This is a genomic window from Bifidobacterium sp. UTCIF-38 (assembly GCF_006454495.1).
GTDB classification, from domain to species: Bacteria; Actinomycetota; Actinomycetes; order Actinomycetales; family Bifidobacteriaceae; genus Bifidobacterium; species Bifidobacterium callitrichos.
Genome location: NZ_JFAL01000012.1, coordinates 20221 through 33004, shown reverse-complemented (window position 1 = coordinate 33004; position 12784 = coordinate 20221). Strand labels below are relative to the sequence as shown.

General features: G+C 63.5%; 8 protein-coding genes. All 8 read left to right on the top strand.

Annotation, left to right across the window (positions count from 1 at the left end; translation table 11 throughout):
- The first annotated feature begins 21 nt into the window (after positions 1-21).
- The 8 genes from BW11_RS04960 to BW11_RS04925 all read left to right on the top strand — a co-directional run bounded on the left by BW11_RS04960 (position 22) and on the right by BW11_RS04925 (position 12761).
- Positions 22-1617 (top strand): extracellular solute-binding protein, encoded by a 1596-nt coding sequence (locus BW11_RS04960; protein WP_140444896.1) that lies wholly within the window; start codon positions 22-24, stop codon positions 1615-1617.
- A 165-nt stretch (positions 1618-1782) separates the two neighbouring features.
- Positions 1783-2775: a sugar ABC transporter permease gene (locus BW11_RS04955; RefSeq protein WP_140444895.1), complete on the top strand. Its 993-nt coding sequence runs from the start codon at positions 1783-1785 to the stop codon at positions 2773-2775.
- Between the two features lie 24 nt (positions 2776-2799).
- The gene (locus BW11_RS04950) at positions 2800-3762 is read left to right on the top strand and encodes a carbohydrate ABC transporter permease (RefSeq protein ID WP_140444894.1); all 963 of its coding nucleotides are present in this window, start codon (positions 2800-2802) and stop codon (positions 3760-3762) included.
- 205 nt (positions 3763-3967) lie between these two features.
- Positions 3968-5758 (top strand): ABC transporter ATP-binding protein, encoded by a 1791-nt coding sequence (locus tag BW11_RS04945; protein ID WP_140444893.1) that lies wholly within the window; start codon positions 3968-3970, stop codon positions 5756-5758.
- A 92-nt stretch (positions 5759-5850) separates the two neighbouring features.
- Positions 5851-6765: a family 43 glycosylhydrolase gene (locus BW11_RS04940; RefSeq protein ID WP_140444892.1), complete on the top strand. Its 915-nt coding sequence runs from the start codon at positions 5851-5853 to the stop codon at positions 6763-6765.
- Between the two features lie 61 nt (positions 6766-6826).
- Positions 6827-8866 carry a hypothetical protein gene (locus BW11_RS04935; RefSeq protein ID WP_140444891.1) on the top strand — a complete coding sequence of 680 codons (2040 nt, stop codon included), beginning with the start codon at positions 6827-6829 and terminating at the stop codon, positions 8864-8866.
- Positions 8867-8934: 68 nt separating this feature from the next.
- The gene (locus BW11_RS04930) at positions 8935-11082 is read left to right on the top strand and encodes a beta-galactosidase (RefSeq protein ID WP_140444890.1); all 2148 of its coding nucleotides are present in this window, start codon (positions 8935-8937) and stop codon (positions 11080-11082) included.
- Between the two features lie 131 nt (positions 11083-11213).
- On the top strand, positions 11214-12761 hold the full coding sequence (locus BW11_RS04925; RefSeq protein ID WP_140444889.1) for a glycosyl hydrolase family 28 protein: 1548 nt from the start codon (positions 11214-11216) through the stop codon (positions 12759-12761).
- The last annotated feature ends 23 nt before the right edge of the window (positions 12762-12784 follow it).

Below are 12784 nucleotides of genomic sequence, written 5' to 3'. Positions count from 1 at the left end.
GGGGCGAGGAAAGGAATATCAATGGCACGCAGAAGTGTGATGACGAAGGCGCTGGCGGCGATCTCGGCGATCGCGATGCTGGGCACGGTGGCGGCCTGCGGCGGCAGCAGCGAGCCGACGGCCACGGAGGACGGCAAGCCGATCCTCAAGATCCTGGTCGTCAAGAACACCAACACCGACAAGACCACGAACATGCAGTGGGCTAAGGACCTCGAAAAGGAGGCCGGCGTCAAGATCGAGTGGCAGGAGGTCACCGACGACCAGTGGGGTCAGCAGAAGAACCCGTCGATGTCCGGCGGTGAGATCGCCGACATCTCCCTGCGCGCGTTCAGTCCGGATGATGCCGCACAGTTCCCGGATCTGTTCGAGGATCTCTCCGATGACATGGACAAGCTGCCGAACGTGAAGAAGTTCTTCGACGAGAAGCCGGATGCGAAGAAGCTCGTGGCCGATCCGGAGGGGCACATCTACAACCTGCCCTCCTCCCGCGGCAAGGCGTACTCCGGTTCGGGCCAGAACATGATGATCAACAAGGCGTGGCTCGACAAGCTTGGCCTGAAGGTCCCGACCACTTGGGACGAGCTGGAGACGGTCCTCAAGGCGTTCAAGGAGAAGGACCCGAACGGCAATGGCCAGGCCGATGAGATCCCGATGAACATCCGCGCTCTGCAGACGGGTGGCTTCGGCTGGTACAGTCCGATGCTGCTGCTCAACTCGACCGGCATCGTGACCGGCTACAACAAGGGCCCGAGCGCGCAAGGCATCTACGTCAAGGACGGCAAGGTCAAGAACTACCTGGTCTCCGACGAGTACAAGGAGGTCATCAAGTACTACAACAAGCTGATCTCCGAGGGTCTGATCCCGGCCGACTGGTCCACCAAGCAGGATGACGCCTACTACGCCGACCAGACCAACGACGGCAAGACCGCGAAGACCGGCCTGATCTTCGGCTGGTCGCTGGAGGACTTCGGCGATCTGAAGGATCAGTACGAGGCGATCCCGGTGCCGGCCGCCCCGGGCGTGTCCGCGGACAAGGTCGTGTGGGACGGCTCGTCGAACGAGTTCGAGAACTTCAAGCTGTCCATCGCGGCCAACTCGCCGAACAAGGATGCGGCGTTCAAGGTGGCCAACCTCCTCTACTCCGAGAAGTACTCCGTCCAGCAGTATGTCAGCTCCTTCGGTGTGGCGCTCACCGATGACGGCAACCACACCTACACCATGGATGGCGACAAGATCAAGCAGCTCAAGGCCGACAACAAGCTGCCCTCCTTCGCCGATCGTCTCGCCGGCTGGATCCCGGACGAGGTGACCATCAAGGGCGACTACAACGCAGACGACATTCAGGAGGTCAACAAGGCGAACGAGGAGCAGCGCACGCACTTCGACCCGGTCAAGGACTACATGCCCGACTACGTGCGTCCGGACGCCACCGATGCGACCACGATCTCCAACAACAACACGCAGATCATGAACACCGCCATCCAGAAGACCGCGCAGTGGATGGCCGAAGGCGGCATCGATGGCGAGTGGGACGCCTACGTCAAGCAGCTCGAAAGCCTCGGCCTCAACGACAACGTCAAGCTCTGGCAGAAGTGGTACGACACCTACACCAAGTGATCGCCACCCGAGTGACTTGTAACCATTCGGCCGTCCGCGGGTGATTCACGTCCGCGGACGGTACGGGGCCGGACGGGAGACTTTTCTCCACACACAAAACCCGTCCGGCCCTTTCTCTTACACTTTCGCATCCAGATTCTTCAGCCAGCAAGGAAAGCAATCACCATGTCTGCATCTCGTAAGACTGCGGCGACTACGGCTGCAGCACCGTCGGGCGACGGCGCGGTCGTCGTCGACAACATCCAACTCGCCAAGCAGGCGCCGCTCGGCGTCAAGATCGTGCGTCACTTCAAGCGCTACGGCGCGCTGTGGCTCATGAGCCTGCCCGCCATGTGCTTCGTCGCACTGTTCGCCTACGTGCCCATGTACGGCCTGCGCCTCGCGTTCTACAACTTCAACCCGCGCGAGGGCCTGATGGGCGGCACGTTCGCCGGATTCAAATACTTCAACCAGTTCTTCAAGTCCGGCATGTTCTCGAACATCCTCGGCAACACGCTGCGCATCAGCCTGTGGACCTTGGTCATGGGCTTCATCTGCCCGATCATCCTCGCCCTGCTCATCAACCAGATCGGCTCGACGAAGATCAAGTCCTTCGTGCAGACCGTCACCTACCTGCCGCACTTCATCTCCACCGTCGTCATCGTGACGATGATCAACATCTTCCTCTCCCCGAACACCGGCATGATCGGCCGTCTGTTCCCGGGCAAGAACCTCTTGGCCGATGCCGACCTGTTCACGCCGCTCTACTGGATCACCGAGGTCTGGCAGCATGTGGGCTGGAACTGCATCATCTATCTGGCGGCGCTCTCGTCGGTCGACCTCGCGCTCTACGAGGCGGCGAAGATCGACGGCGCCGGTCGTCTCCAGCTCATCCGCTACGTCGACATTCCGACCATTCTGCCCACCGTCGGCATCCTGCTTATCATGAACATGGGCAACGTGCTCAACGTCGGTTTCGAGAAGGTCTTCCTCATGCAGAACTCGATGAACCTATCCGCATCCGAGGTCATCTCGACGTACACCTACCGCATCGGTATTCTCGGCAACCAGTTCAGTTACGCGACAGCAATCGGCCTGTTCAATACGTTGGTGAACTTCTTCTTCCTGGTGTTGGCGAACATCATCTCGAAGAAGGCGTCCGACACGAGCATCTTCTAAGCCGCGAAAGGAAAGGCAATCATCATGACAAGTGCAACCGTGCAGCCGTCCCTCGCGCCCAAGGCCAGCTCGGACGACATCCCCTGGAATCCGAAGGTCCGTCAGCAGAGGACCGTCTCCGACTGGATCACCGACATCGTGATCTGGGTCATCCTCGCCCTCGTGGTCGTCGCGGTCATCTACCCGCTGTGGTTCGTGATCATCGCGTCCGTATCCAACCAGACCGCCGTCAATCAGGGCCAAGTCGCGCTCTGGCCGGTCGGCTTCAGCCTCGGCGGCTACGAGAAGGTGTTCTCCGACGGCCGCATCTGGACCGGCTACCTCAACACGGTCATCTACTCCGTGGTCGGCACCGCCCTGAACATGATCGTCACGATCCCGGTGGCATTCGCGCTGTCCCGCCGCGAATTCAAGCCGCGCCGCGTGATCCTGTTCCTCTTCACCTTCACGATGTTCTTCGCCGGCGGCCTGATCCCGAACTACCTGCTTTTCAAGCAGCTCGGCCTGCTGGACAACTGGCTCGTGTTCATCCTGCCGACCGCCGTGTCCGTGTGGAACGTGATCATCGCCCGCTCGTTCTTCGAGACCTCCATCCCGGAGGACCTGCATGACGCCTCGCAGATCGACGGCCTCGGATACTGGGGCTACTTCCTGCGGATCGTGCTGCCGCTGTCCTCGGCCATCATCGCCGTGCTCGCGCTGTACTACTTCGTCGGCCACTGGAACGACTTCTTCACCGGCCTCGTCTACATCCGCGACTCCGACAAGCTCCCGTTGCAGAACGTGCTGCGCTCCATCCTGCTCGCGAACCAGACCGGCATGACCGGCCAGAGCTCCGGCGGCATGGACCTCCTCCAGCAGCGTGAGTTCGCCAACCAGATCAAGTACGGCGTGATCATCGTCTCCACCCTCCCGCTCCTCGTCCTCTACCCCTTCCTCCAGAAGTACTTCAACAAGGGCGTCATGATCGGCGCGGTCAAGGGCTGAAATAACTCTTGCCGGGGTCGATGACCGAACCGGAAGGCAATCTCTCTCCTTCCTGCCAACCGGTTCGGACGTCGGTCCTGGCATCCTCAATTCCGCATCCGTGAACATCCAACGTAGTCGATCCGAGGCGGCTTGTCCGCAATGTGCTGATGCTAGGCTTTTCCCTTGGAGGGAGAGCTTAGGAGCATAGGGAAGGTATGGGAACATGGCTCCACAAGCTCAAGCGGCCACGTTCGACGAATACATCCAGAACTATCGGCGCAACAGCGGTCATCCGATTCGCATCCTGCTGCACTTCTTCAAGGGCAGCGGCAGGGATCTGACCATCTCGACGATCGCGCTGATCGCCAAGCAGTCGCCGATGTGGGTCACGCCGATCGTGACCCGCAACATCATCAACTGCGCCACGGATCCGGCGTCGCATTCCGTCACGGAGATGGTGATCAACCTCGTCATCGGCATCTTCTTCATCGCGCAGAACATCGGCACCGCGTACCTGTACATCAGGCACTTCGGCAAGGTGAACAGGCTCATCGAACGGCGTCTGCGCGGCAGCCTCATCGCCAAGCTCCAGCAGCTGTCGATCCGCTTCCACACGGAGACGCAGTCCGGCAGGCTCATGTCGAAGATCATGCGCGACGTGGAGAACGTGGAGGTGCTGCTCGACCAGACCTACCGCAGCCTGCCGCTGGTGATCCTCGACATCATCATCGCCGTGACCGTCACCGCGGTGAGCAGCCCGACGGTCCTCGTGTTCTTCGCGCTGGCGATCCCGACCGCGATCTTCGCGATCTGGTTCTTCCGCCGTCCGATCCGCGAGTCCAACCACGACTTCCGCAATCAGATGGAGCGCACGCAGGCGGCCGTCGCCGAGATGATCGAGATGATCCCGGTCACCCGCGCCCACGGTCTGGAGAACGTCGAGATCCGCAAGATGGACCGCAAGCTCGAGTTCATCCGCTCCGCGGGCCTCAGGCTCGACATCATCAACATCGTGTTCGGCGCCACCAGCTGGGTGATCTTCCAGATCTTCCAGCTGCTGTGCCTGGGCTTCACCGGATACCTCGCCTACCGCGGGCGGATCTCGGTGGGCGATGTGGTCCTGTTCCAGACGTACTTCACGCAGATCGTCAACGGCGTGTCCAACATGATCAACATGTACCCGCTGCTCACCAAGGGCGTCGAGTCGATCAACTCGATCGGCGAGGTGCTCCAGGAGGACGACGTCGAGCACAATCCGAAGCAGAACGGCGTCGAACCGGGCAGGCTCGACGGCGACGTCGAATACCGGCATGTGGACTTCCGCTACAAGCCGGACCTGCCGCTCGTCCTCAACGACTTCTCGCTCAAGGTCAGGGCGGGGGAGTCGATCGCCTTCGTCGGCGACTCGGGCTCCGGCAAGTCGACGCTCATCAAACTGCTCATCGGCTTCGGCGAACCGGAGTCGGGGGCCGTGCTCGTCGACGGCGTCGACCTGAAGCGCATGGACCTCGACGCCTACCGCAGCCAGATTGCCGTGGTGCCGCAGAACACGATCCTGTTCTCCGGCACCCTGCGCGACAACATCACGTATGGACTCGAACACGTCGACGACGCGGAGGTCGAGCGGATCATCGACGAGGTCGGTCTCGACGACGTGGTCGCCCAGCTGCCCGACGGGCTCGACACGCTGATCGGCGAGCACGGCGGCACCCTGTCCGGCGGGCAGAAGCAGCGCATCTCGATCGCGCGTGCCCTGATCCGCCACCCGCGCATCATCGTGTTCGACGAGGCGACCAGCGCCCTCGACTCGGTCTCCGAGAAGAAGGTGCAGCACGCCACCGAGCGGATGATGGGCCACTGCACGACGTTCATGGTCGCGCACAGGCTGTCCACCATCCGCAACGCGGACCGCATCATCGTGCTCGAACACGGGCGCATCGTCGAGCAGGGGCCGTACGAGGAGCTCATGGCCGCCCGCGGCAAGTTCTGGCGGTTGAAGACCATGCAGGAGTAGCGGGAGATGACCTTCCCGAAGGTCCCTGCCGCAACCATCATCATCCACCAATCCACCATCACATCATCAGAACCATCAAAGGAGAATCCGACATGGCCACTCTCAAAGGCGTCCAGCTGTTCCGCGACACGGAAGGCAACGTAGCCCAGCTCCACGGCATCGGCGTGCAGCGCTTCGGCGAGCGTTGGTACGCGTACGGCGAGATCAAGAACGACGGCAACCTCTTCCAGGGCGTCGCCTGCTACTCCACCACCGACTTCGTTCAGTGGCGTCACGAGGGCACCGTCCTGCCGGTGGGGCAGGAGGGCGAGATCTTCGGGCCGACCCGCATCATCGAACGCCCGAAGGTCCTGCGCCGCCCCTCGGACGGCAGGTACGTCATGTACCTGCACGTCGACGGCGAGAACAACTATTCGTACGCGCACATCGGCACCGCGATCGCCGACTCGCCGACCGGCCCGTTTGAATTCCTCTCCACGTTCCAGTTCCGCGGCTACGAATCGCGCGACATCGGCGTGTTCCAGGATGAGGACGGCACCGGATACATCCTGTCCGAGGACCGCCCGCACGGCACGCACATCTACCGCCTGTCCGAGGACTATCTGAGCGTCGTCGAGGACGTGGCCTGCCTCAAGGGCACCGACTACTGGGCGGGCTACGAGTCGCCGATCATGGTCAAGCGTGACGGCGTCTACTACTGGTTCGGCTCGCAGCTGACCGGCTGGGACTGCAACGACAACATGTACGCGACCGCCTCCGACCTGCACGGCCCTTGGAGCGACTGGAAGCCGTTCACCCCGGCGGGCTCGCGCACGTTCGACTCGCAGTGCGACATCATCGTTCCGCTCGACGGCGCCGACCAGTGGCACGCCACCCGCTTCCTCTACATCGGCGACCGCTGGAACCCGAAGGACCTCGGCAACTCGCAACTCGTCACCCTGCCCATCGAGATCGGCGATCGCAAGGCGCTGCTCGAATGGCACGACGAATGGGACAACCGCCTGTAGGACACTCACCCGGGATTATCTCGGGGATCATCTCGGGAATCATCTCGGGAAAGGAACAACCATGTACGCACTCGGCAGCAACTCACCGGTGACACCGGCGTACGCCGACACCAAGGCCATGACCTCCCAGTTGGCAGACGTATCGATCCGATTCTCCGCAGACCCGGAGGGCATGGACTGGCTGCGCCACGACCACCCGTACGCCGCCGTGAGCGCGCCGGCCGGCATCCAGTCCACCGTCCACATGATGCGCGACGGCGACACGATCGTCACCACCATCCTGCTCGGCAACGCCACCGCCAAGACCATCAGCGCCTCGGTCGGCGACATCGGCATCACCCTGCCGCTCGAGGACCGCTACTGGGATGAGACCGGCGACTACTCGATCGAACGCCACTGCAACGCGCACCTCTTCTGCGGCGGCACCTGCAGTTGGATCCTCGCCCTGCGCATGAGCGGCAAGGCACCGCATCTGGGACTCGTCCTGACCGAGGGTGCGCTCGCCGACTACAGCGTCAGTCGCGACTTCAGCCACTACAGCAACGACCGCGGATGCTTCGTGCTGCATCCCGAGGCGATGGAGTTCGCCCCCGGGCAGACGCGCACGATCTCATGGACGATCTTCCCCTGCGCCTCGCGCGAGGACTTCCTGCGCCAGGCCGCGTCCCGCAGCCGGTTCATCGACGCACGCTGGAACTCGTACGTCATGTTCCCCGACGAGACGGCCGTATTGCGCATCCACCCGTCGTTCGCGCTTCAGCCGGGCGAGACGGTCAGCGTCAACGGACTGCCGGCCTCCCCGGACGGGGACGGCGGATACCTGTTCTCCTACACGCCCGACGACGCGGACGCGTTCACGCACGACACCTACCGCGACCGAGTCGGCGAACACCGCTTCACCGTCCGGGCCGGCGAGCGCACGGTCACGACTCGCGTGTTCGTCTCCACGCCGATCGACCGACTGATCGCCGAACGCGTCCGCTTCATCGCCGACCGACAGCAGTACCGCGGGCAGGACGAGCATCTCAGGGGCGCGTACCTACCGTATGACAACGAGGACGGCAGACAGTACTACTATGCGGGCGACGACAGCGGCTTGGTCGTCAACGACTACAACGCCGGCCGCGAGCGCGTCGGCATGGGACTGCTTCTCGTCGCCTCCCTGCGGGCGTTGGACAACGGAACCCTCGTGGACGGTACCGCGCAGCGCGATTCCGACGGGCTGCGGGAGAAGCTGGCCGACAGTCTGCACGACTACCGCTCGTTCGTCGAACGCGAACTGGTCGACACCGCCACCGGCGAGGTGTTCAACGACTCCCCGAGGGACAACGCCTATCGCCGTCTGTACAACGCGCCTTGGTACGCCGAGCTGTTCGTGGAGCTGTGGAAGCTCGACGGCGACGTCGAGGATCTCAGGATCGCCTGCCGCATCCTCGCATGGTTCTACGCGCAGGGGTCGTTCCGCTTCTATCCGATCGAACTGCCGATCCTCGCGCTCGAACACGCGCTCGACGAAGCCGGGGAGGCTGATCTGCACGACGAGATGCGCGACCTGTTCGTCCGTCACGCGCGCGAACTCGCAGGACTCGGGCTCAACTACCCGAAGCACGAGGTCAACTACGAGCAGTCGATCGTCGCCCCGGCCACGAGCGTGATCCTGCAGACCGCCGCACTGACCGGCGATCGGGCGCTGCTCGCCGCCGGATTCGAGCAGCTGCACGTGCTCGACCAGTTCAACGGATGCCAGCCCGACGCGCATCTCAACGAGGTCGCGATCCGCCACTGGGACGGCTTCTGGTTCGGCAAGCGCAAGCAGTACGGTGACACGTTCCCGCACTACTGGAGCGGGCTGACCGGCGACCTGTTCGATCTGGCCGCCGATCTCATGGACGACGGCGATCGGTCGGCGGCGTACCGCCGTCGTGCGGACGCCTCCCGCAAGGCGCTGCTGCAGCTGTTCTTCCCGGACGGCACCGCCTCCTGCGCCTACGTGTTCCCGTTCTCCGTCAACGGCGAGCGCACGCACTTCGCCGATCCGATGGCCAACGACCAGGACTGGGCGCTGTACTTCATCCTTCGTCACAGGCTCGACGCCGAGTGACGTCATCAATCCAACCAGCGGCATCGAAGACGACCGTTACGGACGGTAGAGAAAGGACACCGATCACCATGGCCGACACACCGACCTTCGCCGACCGCCTCGCCTCGCAGGGCGGCATGCTCTACGGCGGCGACTACAACCCCGAACAGTGGCCGGAGGAGATCTGGCACGAGGACATGCGCCTCTTGCGTGAAGCCGGCGTCAACGAGGTCACCCTCAACGTGTTCTCCTGGGCGCAGCTGCAGCCCAGCGAGGACGAATACGACTTCTCCAGACTTGACCGGATCGTCGAGACCGTCACCGACGCGGGGCTCTCGATCGTCATGGCCACCTCCACCGGCGCACTGCCCGCATGGATGGCCCTGCGTCACCTCGACGTCAACCGCGTCGACGAGAAGGGGCGCAAGATGCGCCACCGCGAACGCCACAACGCGTGCATCAACAGCCCGACCTTCCGCAGGTACTCGGCGGCGCTCGCCGGCAAGCTCGCCGAACGCTATGGGCATCTCGACAATCTCGTCGCGTGGCACGTCGGCAACGAATACGGTGGCATGTGCTGGTGCGACACGTGCGCCGAACGGTTCCGCGACTGGCTCAAGGCGCGCTACGGCAGCATCGAGGCCGTCAACGAGGCGTGGAACGCGGCGTTCTGGTCCCATACCTACCACAGCTTCGACGAGATCTTCCCGCCGAACGAGCTCGGCGACATGACCAGCTGGGGCGGCAAGGCCATTCTCGGCGGCTATTCCCTCGACTACCAGCGCTTCTACGGCGAGTGCGTGCTCGACTCGTACAACGAGGAGAAGGCCGCGATCCGCCGCTTCGACCCGGTCAATCCGGTCACCACGAACATGATGGGCACCTACCCGACCTACGACTACTTCCGCTGGCGCGACAGCGTCGACGTCGTCTCCTGGGACTCCTACCCGCGTCCCGACGCCCCGGCGGCGGACGTGGCCATGAACCACGAGCTCATGCGCGGCGTGGGCGGTGGCAGGCCGTTCATGCTCATGGAGCAGACCCCGAGTCGCCAGAACTGGATGGCGTACAACACGCAGAAGCGTCCCGGCCAGATGCGCGAGCTGAGCTGGCAGGCCGTCGCCCACGGCGCCGATACGGTCCAGTTCTTCCAGCTGCGTCAGAACCGTGCCGGCTGCGAGAAGTTCCACGGCGCGCTGATCGGCTCCGACGGCACCGACCGCACGCGCGCGTTCCGCGAATGCGCCGAACTCGGCGCCGAACTGAAACGCGTTTCCGGCCGCATTCTCGGCAGCCGAGTGGCGCCGGCGAAGGTGGCGCTCGTCTTCGACTGGCAGTCGCGCTGGGGCATCGGCCTGTCCGTGGGACCCACGATCTCGATGGACTACGTTGCTGAGGTGCGCCGCTGGTACGCCGAACTGCACCGCCGCAACATCCCGGTCGACATCGTCGGCCCGTACGATTCGTACGATCGCTACGACGTGGTGCTCGCACCCTGCCTGTACATGATGGACGCCTCGCTCGTCTCTCGTCTGCGTGCTTTCGTCGAGGGCGGCGGGCGACTCTTGCTGATCTCGCTGAGCGCCCTGGCCGACGAGCACGACAGCCTCTACCAGGGTGAGATCCCGGTGCCGCTGCGCGATCTGGCCGGCGTGTGGGTCGAGGAGACCGACGCGCTCGACCCGGCGAAGACCGTCGTGCCGCTGCGGTTCGCGGACGGCGCCGGCGACGGGACGGCGGCGACCCCGAACGGCCGCGTGCTGTTCGACGTGCTCGAGGCCGGCGAGGGCACGCAGGTGCTCGCCACCTACGGCACCCAGTACTATGCCGGTACGCCCGCCTTCACGTTCCGTCCGAGTGCGGGCAACGGCGGCGTCTTCTACGCCGCCACGTTCCCCGACGAGACGGCCATGCCGTTGTTTGTTGACCGGATCCTGGACGGCACCGGCATCGCCGGCCTGACCGCCGAACCGCTGACCGGCACGCCCGTCGACTCCGTCGCCGACATCGCCGCGCCGGCCGATGGGACGCCCGTCACCATCGAGGTGACCCGCCGCATCGCCGACGACGGCACGACGTTCACGTTCGTCCTCAACCCCGCGTACGCGACCGTCAGCGTCGACCTGCCGCAAGAGCTCGCCGGACACGACCTGCTCACCGACACGGACATCGCCGCGGGACCCCTCACCCTCGCCCCCTACGCCGTACTCATCCTCGAAACGGCATGGGCGCCGTGATCGCACGCAACACGCAACAGGCCAACAAACAGTGACAAGGACATGACGGCATGACGCAGTGTGCTCAACATGGAGAACCACGAGACCGACGAGGAGATGTTCCAAGCGATGAAACAGGTTTGGGGTGAAGAATGACGACGAAGACGGGATTCCTGTTCCGGGCGGTGCCGCGTGCGTACTCGCTCACCGTCTACTGGGACAAGCCGGAGACGGCCGGAGCATCCGACCGGTATCGGCTCCGTATCGGTGATCACGTCATCGACGGTATCGACCGTACGTTCGCCGTGATCGATGGATTGGATCCGGATACCGAGTACTCGGTCAAGCTGTCATTGCAACGGCGGACTCGTACGGAACCGGAAGCGCTTGCCGCTGCGACATTCCGCACCGCCGTCGTCAAAAGGATGATCGACGTCACCGCCGCGCCGTATCACGCGATCGGCGATGGCAGGACGCTCAACACCGACGCAATCCAGCGTGCGCTCGATGACTGCGGGCAGGACGAGGCAGTACTCATTCCAGCCGGCGTATTCCTCACTGGGGCATTGCGTATGCGATCCCATAGCGAGCTGGTCCTCGCCGAAGATGCCACATTGCAAGGCAGCACCGATCCGCGCGACTACGAACCTCGCGTGAAGGCACGCTTTGAGGGGCTCGAAATGGAATGCTATGCGAGTCTCATCACCGTGGGCGAGCTCGACCATACCGTCGGATGCACCACCGAAGACGTGACCATCCGTGGAAAGGGATCGATTCTCGGCGGGGGAGCGGAGCTCATGCACCGAGTCATCGACTCCGAACGCATACGACTGCGGGACGAGCTTGCCCGTCTCGGCGAGGCGATCCACGAATACGAGAACGCCAACACCATCCCCGGTCGTGTCCGCCCCCGACTCATCGACGTGAACAACACGCGCGGCTTCACCCTTGATGGTCTCACCGTCGGCCGGAGCTCCAGCTGGAACATCCACATGACCTACTGCGAGCAGGTGGTCACCTGCGGCTGCACGTTCGAATCGGTCGGTGTATGGAACGGCGACGGCTGGGATCCGGATTCGAGCGAGGACTGTGTGCTGTTCGACTGCCGGTTCCATACGGGCGACGACATGGTCGCCATCAAATCCGGCAAGAATCCGGAAGGCAACGCCATCGGAAGACCTACAAGTCATGTGCGCATCTTCGGATGCTCATCCAGCAGCGGCCACGGCGTGGCGATCGGCAGCGAGATGAGCGGAGGCGTCGAGGACATACGGATCTGGGATTGCGATTTCGCGGCCTGCCGATACGGCATCCACATCAAAGGCACGGCGAAACGCGGCGGTTACGTGCGTGACGTGACGGTGCGCGATTGCGTCATCGCCGCGATCACGATCCACGCCGTCTCGTACAACGACGACGGAGAAGGGTCCGGAAACGCGCCCGTGTTCGAGCGGTACCGGTTCGAGCACCTCGATGTGCTCGGTAGGCTACGCACCGAGAACGGCTCCGACAGGCCGACCACGGCCATCCTGATCCGCGGATTCGACGATCCCGAGCACTGGGTGCGTGACGTCACGCTACGTGATATCCGTCTTGGCGCAGTGCCCGATGGCAGTGGGCGCATCGAACTGGCCAACTGCAGGGACGTGCGGATGGATGGCGTGAGCGCCGTCGGTGTAGTTACGACCAAGGTCGATTGACGTACGGAATCCAACTCATGCAA

What these genes read in the sequence shown, in the direction of transcription:
- BW11_RS04960 (WP_140444896.1), top strand. Translation starts at nt 22, where the DNA reads ATGGCACGCAGAAGTGTGATGACGAAGGCGCTGGCGGCGATCTCGGCG.
- BW11_RS04955 (WP_140444895.1), top strand. Translation starts at nt 1,783, where the DNA reads ATGTCTGCATCTCGTAAGACTGCGGCGACTACGGCTGCAGCACCGTCG.
- BW11_RS04950 (WP_140444894.1), top strand. Translation starts at nt 2,800, where the DNA reads ATGACAAGTGCAACCGTGCAGCCGTCCCTCGCGCCCAAGGCCAGCTCG.
- BW11_RS04945 (WP_140444893.1), top strand. Translation starts at nt 3,968, where the DNA reads ATGGCTCCACAAGCTCAAGCGGCCACGTTCGACGAATACATCCAGAAC.
- BW11_RS04940 (WP_140444892.1), top strand. Translation starts at nt 5,851, where the DNA reads ATGGCCACTCTCAAAGGCGTCCAGCTGTTCCGCGACACGGAAGGCAAC.
- BW11_RS04935 (WP_140444891.1), top strand. Translation starts at nt 6,827, where the DNA reads ATGTACGCACTCGGCAGCAACTCACCGGTGACACCGGCGTACGCCGAC.
- BW11_RS04930 (WP_140444890.1), top strand. Translation starts at nt 8,935, where the DNA reads ATGGCCGACACACCGACCTTCGCCGACCGCCTCGCCTCGCAGGGCGGC.
- BW11_RS04925 (WP_140444889.1), top strand. Translation starts at nt 11,214, where the DNA reads ATGACGACGAAGACGGGATTCCTGTTCCGGGCGGTGCCGCGTGCGTAC.